The organism is Yersinia sp. 2466 StPb PI (assembly GCF_041538325.1).
Taxonomy (GTDB): Bacteria; Pseudomonadota; Gammaproteobacteria; order Enterobacterales; family Enterobacteriaceae; genus Yersinia; species Yersinia enterocolitica_E.
In genome coordinates this window covers 4,861,412-4,877,441 of sequence record NZ_JAULSL010000001.1, presented here as the reverse complement: position 1 = coordinate 4,877,441, position 16,030 = coordinate 4,861,412, and the positions used below count along the sequence as shown (strand labels likewise).

The window sequence follows — 16,030 nt, the reverse complement described above, 5'->3', positions numbered from 1 at the left end:
GGCGGACTCCACTCGAACAAGATCAATAAAAGAAAGAAATCAGGATTTTTTGTAACTCATCGTTTTTGACACACGCCAATATGGCCTGTAGCAAGCCAAAGTGACATGCGAACCGTTTTTCGGTTGTTTTTACGACTAACATCCCCCTACGATCCCGGAGTAGTGATCCAGAGTAGCGGATGCGATCGGAATGGCGGATCATAGCGCAAAAGGAGCAATAGATCCTCCCCTTCCTCACAGATTAGATCCTTTTTATCCACAGGACATAACTTCTGTTAGGAGTGTAACCCAGTGCACAGCTTTTCGTGTCCCTCATCAGCAATGATCGCAAAATATTTCAGAATATACTGGTATCACCTTCCCCTTTTCTAACAACTGATCCTCATTAATCCACAAAGGATCTCACGGCGATCCTTGCGATTTGTCTGGGAGTCCGTATAATCCTCAGCCCTACGTGTGATGCCTGTGTTCTTGATGGCTTTGGCCAAAAAGAAACCAGCGGTGAACACGGGCAGGCTCTTGGTAAACTCCCGATACAGAAAACTTCTGTGCGGGCGGGCGCAATGTCAATTGACTCAGGACTGTACAATTATTACAATCCCGCTTCTTTATATGTTGCGATTGAGGCGTCGGTGTCTTCACTCCGAGCAGCCAAACGCGTTTACTGAATCAGTAATTATTTTAAGTTTAGGTAGAAATCGCTATGAAACGCACTTTCCAACCGTCCGTATTGAAGCGCAACCGTAGCCACGGTTTCCGTGCTCGTATGGCCACCAAAAATGGTCGTCAAGTTCTGGCTCGCCGTCGTGCGAAAAGCCGTACTCGTCTGACTGTTTCTAAGTAATAAAAGCTAGCCATCTCAGTGGTTAAGCTAGCATTTCCTAGGGAGTTACGTTTGTTAACTCCCAGTCATTTCACTTTTGTCTTCCAGCAGCCACAACGGGCTGGCACGCCGCAAATCACCATCCTCGGCCGCCTGAACGAGCTGGGGCATCCCCGCATCGGTCTTACCGTCGCCAAAAAACATGTCAAACGTGCTCACGAACGTAACCGGATAAAGCGCCTCACACGCGAAAGCTTCCGTTTGCATCAGCATACGTTACCGTCTATGGATTTTGTCGTTTTGGTGAAAAAGGGTGTGGCTGACCTCGATAACCGTGCGTTGACGGAAGCTTTGGAAAAATTATGGCGTCGCCACTGTCGCCAGGCTCCCGCATCCTGATCGGGCTAATCAGGGGCTATCAGCTCGTGATTAGTCCGCTGCTGGGGCCGCGTTGTCGTTTCCATCCGACATGCTCTCATTACGGAATTGAGGCATTGCGCCGGTTTGGGATGATAAAAGGCAGTTGGTTAACACTGAAACGCGTATTAAAATGCCACCCTTTGAACCCAGGTGGCGATGATCCCGTGCCGCCGAAACCCGACGATAACAGAGAACACTAACGATGGATTCGCAACGCAATCTTCTACTCATCGCTCTGCTGTTCGTGTCTTTCATGATCTGGCAAGCCTGGCAAGTGGACAACAGTCCACAACCAGCCGCTCAGACCACGCAACAGACTGCGAATACTGCTACCGGTGATAAAGCAAGCCAGGCTGTGCCCGGCAGTGGTCAGGGTCAACTGATTACTGTAAAAACTGATGTGCTGTCTCTGACCATTAATACCCGTGGTGGTGACATCGAGCAGGCTAACCTGCTGGCTTACCCGGATGCTCTGGGTTCAGATAAAACTTTCGAATTACTGGAAACCACTCCAGCTTTCATCTATCAGGCGCAAAGCGGTCTGACAGGCAAAAGCGGCCCGGATAATCCAGCTAACGGTGAGCGCCCACTGTTTGAAGCGCCTCAAACCAGCTTTGTATTGGCTGACGGTCAGGATGAACTGCGTATTCCATTGACCTTTACCGGCAAAGATGGCTCCGTTTTCACCAAGACTTTTGTGCTAAAACGTAACGATTACGCCATTGGCGTGGATTATCACGTTAAAAACGCCTCTGCTGCCCCGCTGGAGCTGACGCTGTTTGGTCAGTTGAAGCAAAGCATCAATTTGCCTAAACACCGTGATACCGGCAGCAATAACTTTGCGCTGCACACCTATCGTGGCGCGGCTTACTCTTCTGATGACACTAAATATAAAAAATACAGCTTTAGTGATATCGAAGACAAAAATATGGACATCACCACCAAAGGTGGCTGGGTAGCCATGTTGCAACAGTATTTTGCAACCGCCTGGATCCCGGCAGCTAATGAAACCAACACTTTCTACTCTTCTGATTTGGGTAATGGTCTGGCGGCTATCGGCTTTAAAGGTGCGCCAGTTATTATTCAACCGGGTGAGCAGAAACAGCTGGGTGCTACCTTATGGGTTGGCCCAGAAATTCAGGACAAAATGGCGGCCATTGCGCCACATCTGGACCTGACTGTTGATTATGGTTGGTTATGGTTTATTTCTCAGCCACTGTTCAAACTGTTGAAATTCATTCACAGCTTTGTCGGTAACTGGGGCTTCTCCATCATCGTGATTACCTTTATCGTGCGCGGTATCATGTACCCGCTGACAAAAGCGCAATACACCTCGATGGCGAAAATGCGTTTGCTACAGCCTAAACTGGCTGCCATGCGTGAGCGTATCGGTGACGATAAGCAGCGTATGAGTCAGGAGATGATGGCGCTGTACAAAGCTGAGAAGGTTAACCCGCTGGGTGGCTGCTTACCGCTGGTCATTCAGATGCCAATCTTCCTGGCGTTGTACTACATGTTGATGAGTTCCGTTGAGTTGCGTCATGCGCCGTTCATCCTGTGGATTCATGACCTGTCAGCACAAGACCCGTACTACATTCTGCCGATTCTGATGGGTATCACCATGTACTTCATTCAGAAGATGTCACCAACTACCGTGACGGACCCAATGCAGCAGAAGATAATGACCTTTATGCCAGTTATCTTCACTGTGTTCTTCCTGTGGTTCCCGGCTGGTCTGGTACTGTACTATATCGTCAGTAACCTGGTGACCATCCTGCAACAGCAGTTGATTTATCGTGGTCTGGAAAAACGTGGTTTACATAGCCGCGATAAGAAGAAACAGTCTTAACATGATAGATACCCCAGTCACTGGCATACGTCAGTAACTGGGGGAGAGCAGCTAACAAACGCTGCGACTGCAATTAAGAAGGGTATATGAGGCGGTCATAGCTATATGACCGCCTTATTCTTTTAAAGAGAGAAATAACCATGAGCACCACTGATACTATCGTGGCACAAGCAACCCCGCCAGGCCGTGGTGGTGTTGGTATTTTACGTGTTTCAGGTCGTGCTGCCGCAGACGTGGCGCAGGCGGTTTTGGGCAAATTGCCCAAGCCTCGCTATGCCGATTATCTGCCGTTTAAAGATACTGATGGCAGTACATTAGACCAAGGTATCGCTCTCTACTTCCCCGGCCCCAATTCCTTTACTGGCGAGGACGTGCTGGAACTGCAAGGTCACGGTGGTCCGGTTATACTGGATTTACTGTTAAAACGCATTCTGGCGCTGCCAGGGCTGCGCATTGCTCGTCCGGGTGAGTTTTCTGAACGCGCGTTTTTAAACGACAAGCTGGATTTGGCTCAAGCAGAAGCGATTGCCGACCTGATTGATGCCAGCTCGGAGCAAGCCGCCCGCTCAGCAGTAAATTCATTGCAGGGTGCATTTTCAGTTAAAATCCATCAATTGGTGGAAGCACTTACTCACTTGCGAATCTACGTCGAAGCTGCCATTGACTTCCCAGATGAGGAAATTGACTTCCTTTCTGATGGCAAGATTGAAGGCCAGTTGAACGGTGTGATGGCCGATCTTGAGCAGGTGCGCACTGAAGCACGGCAAGGCAGCTTGTTGCGTGAAGGGATGAAAGTGGTCATTGCCGGCCGCCCAAATGCCGGTAAATCAAGCCTGCTCAATGCGTTAGCGGGCCGTGAAGCTGCAATCGTAACCGATATCGCAGGCACAACTCGTGATGTTTTACGGGAACATATTCATATCGATGGGATGCCATTGCATATCATCGATACTGCTGGCTTACGTGAAGCCAGTGACGAAGTTGAGCGCATTGGCATCGAACGGGCGTGGAATGAGATAGAACAAGCAGATCGCGTACTGTTTATGGTTGATGGTACGACGACTGATGCCACCGAACCGGCCGCTATCTGGCCTGAGTTTATGGCCCGCCTACCATCGACTCTGCCCATCACCGTGGTGCGCAATAAAGCGGATGTCACAGGTGAATCGCTGGGGTTAACCGAAGTGAATGGTCACTCACTTATTCGCTTATCGGCCCGTACCGGCGAAGGTATTGACCTGCTGCGTAGCCATCTTAAGCAGAGTATGGGCTTTACCAGTAACACCGAAGGTGGCTTCCTGGCTCGCCGACGCCATTTGCAAGCATTGGAAACCGCTGCCCAGCATTTGGTGCAAGGCCACGAACAGTTAGTAAGCGCTTACGCCGGTGAGTTATTGGCGGAAGAGCTACGTTTAGCACAACAGTCATTGAGTGAAATTACCGGCGAATTCAGCTCAGATGACTTACTGGGGCGCATTTTCTCCAGTTTTTGTATCGGAAAATGAGTGTGATGTTATAGAGCTGGAGCAGATTATCGCTAATTTTGATAATCTGACTCTATGAGTCCGAACTGTTAGAGTCTCGACCGACGGTAGCTCGAACACTTAACTTTATTCATAAACTGAGGTATCCATGATTATAAAACCACGTGTACGCGGCTTTATCTGTGTGACTGCTCACCCGGCGGGCTGTGAAGCTAACGTCAAAAAGCAAATCGACTATGTCACAGCAGAAGGCCCAATTGCTAACGGCCCAAAACGAGTATTAGTGATTGGTGCGTCAACTGGATACGGGCTGGCAGCTCGAATCACAGCAGCATTTGGTTGTGGTGCCGATACGCTGGGTATTTTCTTTGAACGCCCAGGAGAAGAAGGTAAACCGGCGACCTCCGGCTGGTACAACAGCGCAGCTTTCCACAAGTTTGCTGAGCAGAAAGGCCTATATGCGAAAAGCATCAATGGCGATGCTTTCTCCGATGAGATCAAACGACTGACCATCGAGGCTATTAAGCAAGATCTGGGTCAGGTTGATCAGGTTATCTATAGCCTGGCCTCGCCGCGCCGCACTCATCCAAAAACCGGCGAAGTGTTTAACTCCACACTGAAGCCAATCGGCCATGAAGTTAAATTCCGTGGCCTAGATACCGATAAAGAAGTTATCAAAGAAGTTGTGCTACAACCCGCAACTCAAACCGAGATAGACAACACGGTAGCAGTGATGGGTGGCGAAGACTGGCAGATGTGGATTGATGCACTACTGGAAGCTGGCGTGCTGGCTGAAGGGGCACAAACTACCGCCTTTACTTATCTGGGTGAAAAAATCACTCATGATATCTATTGGAACGGTTCTATTGGCGCAGCCAAAAAGGATCTGGACCAAAAAGTTCTGACTATCCGCGATAGCTTAGCTGCCCATGGCGGCGGTGATGCCCGGGTATCCGTGTTGAAAGCGGTAGTGACTCAGGCAAGTTCCGCTATCCCAATGATGCCACTGTATTTGTCATTACTATTCAAGGTGATGAAAGAAAAAGGCACTCATGAAGGCTGCATCGAGCAAGTTTATTCGCTGTATAAAGACAGCTTGTGTGGTGAGGCACCGCATCTGGACGCCGATGGCCGTTTGCGTGCTGACTACAAAGAACTGGCACCAGAAATTCAAAACCAGGTACAAGCGTTGTGGGATCAAGTCACCAATGACAATATCTACCAATTGACCGACTTTACCGGTTATAAGACTGAGTTCTTAAACCTGTTTGGGTTTGCCGTCGACGGTGTGGATTATGACGCTGACGTAAATCCTGATGTAAAAATCCCTAATCTGATTCAGGGCTAAACCCCGGTTATAGCGATAGAACCCGCTGCGCAATTTGTACGCAGCGGGTTGATAATCCGCCTTTCGTCCCAATCGCCTAATAAAAAACACTAAATCCATTATCTCTATTATAGATAAGCTAAGATCATTTTCTTCGTTTACGCTTCATCCCCGCAATGTTTGAATGATTTCATTCTTAGTTATCCCGCTTTTAGCTAAAAGAATAACCGGCAACATAATAAATAAAGCCTCTGGTAGAGACTAAATTAACACTATTCCACAGGGAAATTATGATGAGAATACCTTCACTGACGATACCTTTATTTAGTTTAATTATTGTTACTTCACTAAATGCCCATAGTGAAGAAAATAAAGTTATCAAATTGGGATTTAATCCTGGCCCTTATAAAGAACAATTTGAAAAAGGTGTAGCCCCTTATCTGATCAACAAAGGCTATCGCATCGAATATAAAGATTTTAATGATGGCATCCAGGTTAATAATGCCGTTAGCACTGGCGAGATTGATGGCAATATCATGCAACACCCTATTTATCTGCAAGCGATAAATGAGCGTCTGCGGATTGATAATACCGGTATTGTTCAGGTTCCAACGCCACCGATGGGACTGTATTCTGATAAATATCAGCAAAGCCAAAAAGACCAAAAACCCAAAGAAGGTACTTTGATTTCAGTCCCTAACCAGCCCTCAAATGAGTACCGCGCAGCACTGTTGTTGCAATCTATCGGCTGGATAAAGCTAAAGGAAAAAATTGATCCAGCGACCTTCTCGCAAAAAGACATAGCAGAAAATCCGTACCATCTGGTGATCAAAGAAATGGATAATGCCCAGCAAGTCAGAGCATTACCCGATGTCGACTTTGGTGCTATTCAGGGTAATTTTGCTGTATCTAACGGTATAAAACTCAGCTCAGCACTGCAACTTGAAAAACCAACCACACAGTTTGTGAATGTGGTAACTGTCGCCGGTAAAAATAAAGATGCAGAATTTGCCAAGGATATTATTGCGGGATACCACTCGGCGGAGTTCAAAAAATACATTCTAGGAAATGAGAAATACACCGGTTATATGCTGCCTGATTATCTTAAGTAATGGAATAATCTGATGATTGAACTTCAGCATATTTCTAAAACCTTTGAACGTAAAGGTGTAAAGCTACAAGCGCTTAATAATGTTAGTTTAACCATCGAAGATGGCGATATATTTGGCATTATCGGTTATAGCGGTGCAGGGAAAAGCACCTTATTACGAATGGTAAACTCATTGGAAAGTCCAACATCCGGTGATGTGATTATTGATGGTAATAATCTACATGATTTTAGTCATGAGCAACTCAGGCTACTTAAAAAAAACATCGGAATGATATTCCAGAATTTTAACTTACTGGAGTCAAAAACTGTTTTTAAGAATGTAGCTATGCCGCTCATCTTATTAGGTAAAAATAAAAAATTCATTCAGGAGCGCGTCGCTGAATTGCTGGATTTTGTTGGGTTAGGTGATAAGAGCCATAGTTTTCCTAATGAATTATCGGGGGGGCAGAAGCAGCGGGTAGGTATTGCTCGTGCTCTGGCAACCAATCCATCAATTCTGCTGTGTGATGAGGCCACATCGTCACTGGATCCACAAACTACCGCCCAGATTTTATTATTACTGAAGAAAATTAATCAGCAATACAATATTACAGTGTTGCTGATTACCCATGAAATGTCCGTCATTCAAAAAATCTGTAATAAGGTCGCGGTTATGGAAAACGGCCAAATAATTGAGCAGGGTTCGGTATTAACGGTTTTTGGCCACCCCACTCACCCCACAACCCTTAATTTCGTCCGCACCGTGATCAAGGACAGCCTGCCCGATAGTGTGAGAAAACTGTTAGATAGCAGTCATGCTGGCCGCCAATTTCGTTTAGCATTTATGGGGGCGATTGCGACGCAACCGGTGATAAATCAACTTATCAGGCAATATGATGTGGGCGTGAATATTCTATTTGCCAACATGTCGGAGATACAAGACACCACATTGGGTCATATGGTGCTGCTGTTAAGCGGTGACAACAACCTCATTGATAGTGCCGTCACGCACCTGGCTGGAACAGGAATTGATATACAGGAAATACATTAATGATCGAAACCGCAATTACGTTGGACCAATTTGTCCAGGCGCTACACGACACACTGGTTATGGTCAGTATTTCATTGGTGATCGGTTCCCTTATTGGTATCCCACTGGGAATCTTATTGGTGGTAACCCGGCCCGGAGGGCTAATTAACAATCGCACTTTTTATAATATTCTTAACCCAGTGATTAATATCATCCGATCACTGCCCTTTATTATTTTGATGGTAGCGATTATCCCACTTACCCGCTTGATCGTGAATACCACTATCGGAACACCAGGAGCCATCGTGCCATTGATTATTTTTATCGCACCTTATATTGGCCGATTAGTAGAAAATTCATTATTGGATGTTAACCCCGGAATTCTCGAGGCAGCAAAATCGATGGGTGCCACGCCCCTTCAGGCGATTTGGTATTTTCTATTACCCGAAGCACTGTCATCTTTGATATTGGCACTGACCACAGCCACCATTGGCTTGATTGGTGCTACCGCCATGGCAGGTACTGTCGGCGGCGGTGGGATTGGTGATCTGGCTATAACCTATGGCTATCAGCGCTTTGATACGTTCGTAACTGTCACTACCGCGATTGTATTGATTATTACCGTGCAACTTATTCAATCATTAGGGAATTTGTTTGCCAGTAAAATTCGCCGAGAGTCATAAAAAACCCCTTTTCGGCGAGCAAAAGGGGTCAGATTTTTGGCATAACTGCAATATATACCCTAAATAATTCGAGTTGCAGGAAGGCGGCAAGTGAATAACAACTTGGTTGTAAACCATGTTGAACAGCGCTTGCGCTGGCCCGCAGAGTGAGCCTCATTAGAGGCCCATAATCCCGATGAGCTTACATAAGTAAGTGATTCGGATGATTAAACGTAGCCAACACACCTGCAGCTTGAAGTATGACAGGTATAAAATTAAACTTTAAAGCCGCTAATCACACTCTCCAACTGTAAAGTTTGATCCTGCATCGCCTGAGCCGCAGCAGCAACTTGTTGCACTAGCGCCGCATTTTGCTGTGTTGAATTATCCAACTGATTGATTGCCAGATTAACCTGTTCGATACCCAAACTTTGTTCCTGACTGGATGACATGATTTCATTCATTAATGCCGCCACATTGGACACCCCGCTCATTAAATCATCCATAGTGGTTCCCGCGTCAGCCACCAAGCCAGTACCAATGGCAATATCAGCCACCGAGTCCTCGATCAGTTTTTTAATCTCACGAGCAGATGTCGCTGAACGCTGCGCCAGATTACGCACTTCTGATGCCACCACCGCAAAACCACGGCCTTGTTCACCCGCTCTTGCTGCTTCTACCGCCGCATTAAGTGCCAATATATTGGTTTGGAAGGCGATACTGTCAATCACACTAATGATATCGACTATTTTCTTCGATGAATGATTGATTGAACCCATGGTATCCACCACCTGTTTCACCACCTTGCCACCTTTCACCGCAACAGTAGAAGCATCTCTCGCCAATTGGTTGGCATGACTGGCGTTATCCGCATTTTGTTTCACCGTGCTGGTAAGTTCATCCATTGAGGCTGCGGTTTGTTCAATTGAACTGGCCTGATCTTCAGTACGGGCGGATAAGTCCAGATTACCGCTAGCTATCTGGCGCGATGCTGAGGCAATAGCTAGGCTACTTTCACCGACTTGCCGCATCATTTGCTGTAAATAGTCGATAAAATTGTTGAAACTTTGGTTAATTGCATTGAATTCTGGGCTATTGCTTTCCGGTAAGCGCTGCGTCAAATCAGCCCCTCCCGCCGATAATGCAGTGATATTCTCTTTCAAAGCCGCTAAGCGTTTCATAAAGACGCGGATAGAAAACACCAGGAACAAGAGCAATAACAGCATAATTGGAATCTGTACTAACCCCAGATGCAACAGGATGGCGTGGCTCTGTTTCACCAATAAACTGGTTGGTAAGTCAGTAACCAAATACCACGGGCTATTGGCGATCGGGCGAATAAACAGGGTGTGAGAGGTACCGTCGACATCAAATTCACTCTCCAGTGCTTTTTGATCTTTTAACTGCGGCAATAACCGCTGGGTTTCAGCCGCCATCGGCGAGTTGGCCGCAAAGTCAGACAGATTTTTTAATTCGGCTTTGCCATCCGCCAGAGCACTGCTGCCGACAATCTTGCCATCAGCTTCGACAATCAGAATAGTGCCATTCACTTTCTGTTCCATTTCTTTAACCAAACGGTTAAAGAAACCTAAGGTAACGTCAATGGTTGAAACACCGTAGGCCTCGTCACCTTTATAAATTGCCATCGCGCAGTTGGTTCTTGGCTGTGGGCTGGCATCATCCTGGTAGGCCTTAGCCCACGCGCAGAAGCCTTTAGGCGCATTTAAGCCATCTTTGTACCATGGTTGCTCAAAATAATTTTGTGATTCTGGTGAATTCCAATGGGTGTTGACCGTTAACTTATTTTCTCCATTACGGGCAAAGAAAGTGCTGAACTTAGTCACCCCTTGCTCACGTTTATTAGGTAATGGCCAAATGCCACCACCAAACACATTACTGTCGCCGTACTGATCCACCAGCCCCGGTAATAGTTGATCAATGGTATTGCTGTCCATAATGGCAACAGCCTGTGTAATGCTGCGGGCTTGCGCTTCCACTTTGTTCATTTGCGCCGTGATTGCCGTCGCAATTTGGTCAACGCTATTACCGACAATGGTACTTTCAGATTGTTTGAGTTGTGGTGTCACAAAAAGCTGAATAACCACCACGGTGATTATCAGTAATAAAATAAAAAACGCACTGACGAGTAAGGTAAAGCGGGCTTGAGTGGTTTTTAGCATTATCGTGTCGCTCAATTAAGAGAGCTGGATAGCTCCAGATCTATTAACGGCATTTTGCGCACAGACTTGATGACTGATAAAAACGATTTTTCCGTTCCTCTCCTGCGGTCACAGTTTCAGCGTAATAATTCCCCCCTAACACCAATTTAAGTAATGTTTAAATGTCGTCATACGCGAGATAGTCATTGTTTTGTCGCATAAGTTTGGCCTACTCTGGTAACAAATAACCAATAGATTTCAAAATGCAGGTGAGAGGCCAACACACCTGCAATGAGAAAGATGACGGGTATAAAGCCTCATCCATTTACTGAACGGGAGTATGTCATGCCACAGCAATCCCTTAAAATTGTTACCCTACTGGGTAGCCTGCGTAATGGTTCTTACAATGCGATGGTAGCCCGCGCACTGCCTAAATTAGCGCCTTCAGGCGTCACCATTGAAGCACTGCCTTCTATTCGTGATATTCCGCTTTATGATGCTGATGTTCAGCAGGAAGACGGCTTCCCGGCTACAGTTCAAGCTATTGCTGAGCAGATTCGTCAAGCTGATGGGGTTATCATCGTCACACCGGAATATAACTATTCGGTGCCAGGTGGATTGAAGAATGCGATCGACTGGTTGTCTCGCTTGCCAAACCAACCACTGGCAGGCAAGCCAGTTGCTATTCAAACCAGCTCAATGGGGCCGGTGGGTGGAGCACGTTGCCAGTATCACTTACGTCAGATCCTGGTTTTCCTTGATGCGATGGTGATGAATAAGCCTGAATTTATGGGTGGCGTGATTCAAAGCAAAGTGGATGAGCATGCCAAGGCGTTGATTGATCAAGGAACGCTGGATTTCCTTACCAGCCAACTAGCAGCCTTTGCGACCTATATTGATCGTGTCCGCGTGAAGTAACGCATGATTCAAAACCCCCACTGGCCGCTGGTGATTGGGGGTTACTCTCTTGACCCACACATGTTGGATGCTGCTAAATGGCCGTTAAAATCACTGTCTGGCTTATCCTGACCCTGATATCCACTCTCTGGCTGGGTTGGTATGGTTTAAATGAGCAGCAAGCTGAGCGTGAGGCCGAATTTCGTATTACCCACCGTGAATTGAGCCAGCAATTAGCCCAGCAACAGGCTATTTTGTTTCTGACTCTTGAACCAAACCAACTGTCGCAACTACAGCGCCATTTCCCGCAATTAGTCGCAATTAGCCAAACTAAAGCCGACAAATCAAAAGCAGGCCAGTTAACGCTGCAAGTTCACGGCGGTGATTATCAGCTATCGAACTCATACAATGGCAGTGGCTTGCAGATTAATGGGTTAAAACTGTTGCAGGTAGTGGGTTTACCGGAAAATTTCGACAGCGTGACATTGCGCTATCAGCAACATCTGTTAGCTGTGCTGGGCAAGCCAAATCCAGACAGCTTTTGGCAATGGCAAAAACCATTGGGAGAGGGCGCTCAATCCTTTGCGTTAACTGGCTATGCAACTCCTCTTTGGCGTGACCTGCCTTGGTTAACTGCCCTCCTGCTTTCACTCATATGGGGAGCTACCCTCTATGGTTGGCACCGTTGGCAGCAGTTGGCGCAATACCGCAATCGCGCCGAACAACGGGCTAAATTTGCTGATCAAGCCAGACTCAATGCCATGGGGGAAATTGCCACAGGTATCGCCCATGAGTTGAACCAGCCGCTCACTGCCACCCTGACGTATAACCAAACCGCTCTGCGGTTATTACCCGCGCAGGACGACAAGATTACCCCACTGCTACGGGCGTCAGTTGAGCAAATCAAACGGATTTCGGCGCTACTGGAGCGGCTACGCACATTACTCAGCCGTGGGCAGGTGAATTTACAACCGGTGGTGGTAGCGGATATCTGGTTACGCGTGAATGCTTTATTAAGTAATGAGATAGCCGCCAGCAAAGTAACGGTTGTGAATAGTATTCCAGCGAATTTACCGCCACTCTCGGCCGATCCTTTATGGCTGGAGCAAATTCTGCATAATTTACTCAGTAATGCTATCCATGCCGTACAACATACTGCGACCCCGTTAATTTATTTCACTGCCCGCCTGCAACCACAGCAATGGCTAATTCAGATAGAAGATAATGGGCCGGGGCTAAGCCATCAGCAGTTAGACCACCTGTTCACACCTTTTTATACCACTCGCGAGAGTGGCCTGGGATTAGGGCTAACCCTGTGTGAGACATTGGTACAGCGAATGGGAGGTGACATAAAAGCCGCAAACAGTGAATATGGCGGGGCTTGTTTTACCCTAACCTTTCCCCTGATTGGCGAGAATACGCATGACAAAACACATTTATCTGATTGATGACGATGACGGTGTTCGCGCCGCGCTAACCGCATTACTCGCCACCCTGGGCTGGGAAGTAAAAGCATTCAGTGACGGCCAGCATTTCCTCGATACATTGGCAATAACCCAGCCAAGTTGCGTACTCCTGGATATCAGAATGCCGGGTAAGAGTGGGATGGCAGTATTAGAAGCCATTCAATGCCGTGATAGCACTCTTCCGGTCATCATAATGACTGGGCACGGTAATATTGAATTGTGCCGCCGGGCATTTAAAGGTGGAGCGCTGGAGTTTTTGACCAAACCTATCGACGCCGATGTGCTGATCGAGGCGGTCGGCATGGCACTGGAGCAACATGAGCAAGCGCTGGCAGTGAAAAAGCAGCAAGTGAGCTATCAACAGTTACTTAGCCAGCTCTCACCCCGCGAGCGGGAAGTCGCCGCGCTGATTATCCAAGGGGAAACCAGCAAGCAAATCGCCCATATGTTGTCACTTTCACCGCGAACCGTTGAAGCGCACCGCGCGAATATATTCTCCAAGCTGGAGGTCAACTCGCTGGCATCACTTATTCATAATTACTCCTATATCCTACCAATAATATACTCAAAGTAATTGGTGTTGCAGGTAGGCAGCAAGTGAACAACAAATTGGTTGTAAACCATTTTGAACAGCGCCTGCGTGGCCCGTAGGGTGAGCCTCTGATGAGGCTCATAATCCCGATGAGCTTACGCAGTCAAGTGATGTGGATGCGTGAGCGCAGATAACAACCCTGCGGCGCCAAGTCCGAAGGGAATAGGTAGAAGTACGGAGTAAAACGGGTAGTTAGCCGAATGTTTTTTCACCACTTATCGCCGTAACATAGCGGCACAGTGATGAAATCACTTCGCTAACAATAAGGATTTTATATGATCAAGCCTATTGCCCTGACCTCCGCCTTATTCATTGGCCTGATAGCTCAAGCCTCTGCTGCGGGTCTGAACACTGAACGTAATATCTCTCAGGCGCTGGCCACCGATTTGGCCAGCCGCACCCTCGCTGTTTGCCAGGCGGATGGTTACAACGTGGCGGTAACCGTCGTTGATCGCGCGGGCATCATCAAAACCGTGTTACGTGCTGATAATGCCGGCCCGCACACCGTTAAAGCCAGCGAGCAAAAAGCCTTTACGGCACTATCGACTAAAACCCCAAGCGGGCAAGTGATGGAAAACAGCCAAAAGACACCTGCGGCCAACAACCTGAAAGACATTCCAGGGTTCTTGCTGTTAGGGGGTGGAGTGCCAGTGAAAGCAGGGGATGAGGTGGTCGGTGCAGTGGGTGTTGCCGGTGCACCGGGCGGGCATTTGGACGCACAATGTGCGACAAAGGCACTGGAGCAAATCAGCGCTCAGTTAAAAGCATAAGATTATAACGACAACGCCCCCACCCTCGGTGTCGAAAGGGGGGCGTTTTTATGATCGGCTATCAGTGATCAACAAAGGCAATTTTCAGCACAAACAGTAGCGCAACAACCACTACGCATGGGCTGATTTCACGCCAACGGCCAGTGCCCAGCTTCATCAGGCAATAAGAGATAAAGCCCAGCGCGATCCCTTCAGTGATAGAGAAACTAAACGGCATCATCACCGCGGTAACAAACGCAGGAACGGCTTCAGTCAAATCATCCCACTTCACCCGTGACAGGCTAGATGTCATCAGCACGCCAACATAAATCAACGCACCGGCAGCGGCATAAGCAGGCACCATACCGGCCAGGGGTGACACAAACATCACCAGCAGGAACAAGATACCAACCACAACGGCCGTTAAACCAGTACGACCCCCGACAGACACCCCTGAGGAGCTTTCAATATACGCGGTCACCGATGAGGTACCGATAAAAGCACCGGCTACCGAGCTGATGCTATCTACGTACAGCGCTTGCTTCATGCGCGGGAACTTGCCTTTGTGGTCGGTTAAGCCCGCTTTATCCGTGACGCCGATTAATGTGCCGGATGAATCGAACAGGTTAACCAGCATGAAGGAGAAAATGATCCCCGCCATACTTATATTCAGCGCTCCGGCTAAATCCACCTGCCCGACCACCGAAGTCACACTTGGCGGCATGGAGAAAATGCCAGAGTAATGCACATCACCCAGCGCCCAGCCAATCAGCGTGGTGACCACAATCGACACCAGCACCGCAGCGTGGATATTGCGAGAGGCCAGAACCGCAATAATAAAGAAGCCCAGCGCACCTAACAGCACACTGTGAGAAGTCAAATTACCTACCGCGACTAAGGTATCCGGGTTTGCCACCACGATACCGGCATTTTTCAGCCCCATCATGGCAATAAACAGGCCAATACCACTGGTAATCCCCACCCGTAGGCTCAGTGGGATGTTAGCAATCATCCAATACCGGATGCGGAAAATGGTCAGTAAAAGGAAACCGATTGCGCCCCAGAAAATAGCACCCATGCCGACTTGCCATGAAATACCCATCGCGCCAACCACCACAAAAGCGAAGAAAGCGTTAAGCCCCATCGCCGGAGCCAGTGCTACCGGTAAGTTAGCCAATAAGCCCATAAAGATGCTACCAAAGGCGGCAATCAGGCAGGTTGTCACGAAAACAGCCCGCACATCCATACCCGCAACCCCTAAAATCTGGGGGTTTACGAACACGATATAGACCATAGTCAAAAAGGTAGTGATACCGGCAATCAACTCAGTACGTACCGTGGTACCGTGCTGTTTCAGTTTAAATACACGTTCGAGCAGCCCCTGCTCAGTATCAAGGTTTGGTTTACTCATTCGAAGAGTTCCACAGAAGGGAGTGATAGTCGGGGGATATCCTATAACAAAAAACTATTGTTTAGAGCGGG

Annotated in this window: 15 protein-coding genes; 13 read left to right on the top strand and 2 right to left on the bottom strand. The window is 47.8% G+C overall.

Going from position 1 to position 16,030, the window contains the following annotated elements; all coding sequences use genetic code 11:
• The first annotated feature begins 703 nt into the window (after window positions 1–703).
• The 9 genes from rpmH to Q2T72_RS21980 all read left to right on the top strand — a co-directional run bounded on the left by rpmH (window position 704) and on the right by Q2T72_RS21980 (window position 8,706).
• Window positions 704–844, top strand: coding sequence for a 50S ribosomal protein L34 (gene rpmH, locus Q2T72_RS22020; protein ID WP_004393543.1), 141 nt, complete (start codon window positions 704–706; stop codon window positions 842–844).
• Between the two features lie 18 nt (window positions 845–862).
• Window positions 863–1,222 (top strand): ribonuclease P protein component, encoded by a 360-nt coding sequence (gene rnpA / locus Q2T72_RS22015; RefSeq protein WP_025380108.1) that lies wholly within the window; start codon window positions 863–865, stop codon window positions 1,220–1,222.
• Window positions 1,186–1,443, top strand: a complete 258-nt coding sequence (gene yidD / locus Q2T72_RS22010) for a membrane protein insertion efficiency factor YidD (RefSeq protein WP_032906726.1) — start codon at window positions 1,186–1,188, stop codon at window positions 1,441–1,443. The genes rnpA and yidD overlap by 37 nt, the downstream gene beginning before the upstream one ends.
• Before the next feature lie 2 nt (window positions 1,444–1,445).
• Window positions 1,446–3,092, top strand: a complete 1,647-nt coding sequence (gene yidC / locus Q2T72_RS22005) for a membrane protein insertase YidC (protein WP_372569834.1) — start codon at window positions 1,446–1,448, stop codon at window positions 3,090–3,092.
• Between the two features lie 140 nt (window positions 3,093–3,232).
• Window positions 3,233–4,597 (top strand): tRNA uridine-5-carboxymethylaminomethyl(34) synthesis GTPase MnmE, encoded by a 1,365-nt coding sequence (gene mnmE, locus Q2T72_RS22000; protein WP_372569833.1) that lies wholly within the window; start codon window positions 3,233–3,235, stop codon window positions 4,595–4,597.
• Between the two features lie 127 nt (window positions 4,598–4,724).
• Complete coding sequence (gene fabV / locus Q2T72_RS21995; RefSeq protein ID WP_083161542.1) at window positions 4,725–5,924, top strand: enoyl-ACP reductase FabV; 1,200 nt, start codon at window positions 4,725–4,727, stop codon at window positions 5,922–5,924.
• Window positions 5,925–6,196: 272 nt separating this feature from the next.
• On the top strand, window positions 6,197–7,015 hold the full coding sequence (locus Q2T72_RS21990) for a MetQ/NlpA family ABC transporter substrate-binding protein (RefSeq protein ID WP_193784852.1): 819 nt from the start codon (window positions 6,197–6,199) through the stop codon (window positions 7,013–7,015).
• Window positions 7,016–7,027: 12 nt separating this feature from the next.
• Complete coding sequence (locus Q2T72_RS21985; RefSeq protein ID WP_372560195.1) at window positions 7,028–8,044, top strand: methionine ABC transporter ATP-binding protein; 1,017 nt, start codon at window positions 7,028–7,030, stop codon at window positions 8,042–8,044.
• Window positions 8,044–8,706, top strand: coding sequence for a methionine ABC transporter permease (locus tag Q2T72_RS21980; protein ID WP_372569832.1), 663 nt, complete (start codon window positions 8,044–8,046; stop codon window positions 8,704–8,706). The genes Q2T72_RS21985 and Q2T72_RS21980 overlap by 1 nt, the downstream gene beginning before the upstream one ends.
• 254 nt (window positions 8,707–8,960) lie before the next feature.
• On the opposite strand, the gene Q2T72_RS21975 is transcribed toward Q2T72_RS21980, so the two are convergent.
• Window positions 8,961–10,865, bottom strand: coding sequence for a methyl-accepting chemotaxis protein (locus tag Q2T72_RS21975; protein ID WP_083161550.1), 1,905 nt, complete (start codon window positions 10,863–10,865; stop codon window positions 8,961–8,963).
• Between the two features lie 324 nt (window positions 10,866–11,189).
• Between Q2T72_RS21975 and Q2T72_RS21970 the strand changes: the two genes are divergently transcribed.
• The 4 genes from Q2T72_RS21970 (at window position 11,190) to Q2T72_RS21955 (ending at window position 14,569) form a co-directional block, all read left to right on the top strand.
• On the top strand, window positions 11,190–11,762 hold the full coding sequence (locus tag Q2T72_RS21970; protein WP_083161552.1) for an NADPH-dependent FMN reductase: 573 nt from the start codon (window positions 11,190–11,192) through the stop codon (window positions 11,760–11,762).
• 77 nt (window positions 11,763–11,839) lie between these two features.
• A complete protein-coding gene (locus Q2T72_RS21965) occupies window positions 11,840–13,189 on the top strand; it encodes a sensor histidine kinase (RefSeq protein ID WP_083161554.1) in 1,350 nt (449 codons plus the stop codon).
• Window positions 13,164–13,781: a response regulator transcription factor gene (locus Q2T72_RS21960; RefSeq protein ID WP_083161556.1), complete on the top strand. Its 618-nt coding sequence runs from the start codon at window positions 13,164–13,166 to the stop codon at window positions 13,779–13,781. Before Q2T72_RS21965 ends, Q2T72_RS21960 begins: the two co-directional genes overlap by 26 nt.
• A 293-nt stretch (window positions 13,782–14,074) precedes the next feature.
• Entirely contained in the window at window positions 14,075–14,569 is a 495-nt protein-coding gene (locus Q2T72_RS21955) for a heme-binding protein (protein WP_005186737.1), read from the top strand.
• 61 nt (window positions 14,570–14,630) lie between these two features.
• Here the strand turns inward: Q2T72_RS21955 and Q2T72_RS21950 are convergent, their stop codons facing one another.
• On the bottom strand, window positions 14,631–15,959 hold the full coding sequence (locus Q2T72_RS21950) for an NCS2 family permease (RefSeq protein WP_372569831.1): 1,329 nt from the start codon (window positions 15,957–15,959) through the stop codon (window positions 14,631–14,633).
• Between the last annotated feature and the right edge of the window lie 71 nt (window positions 15,960–16,030).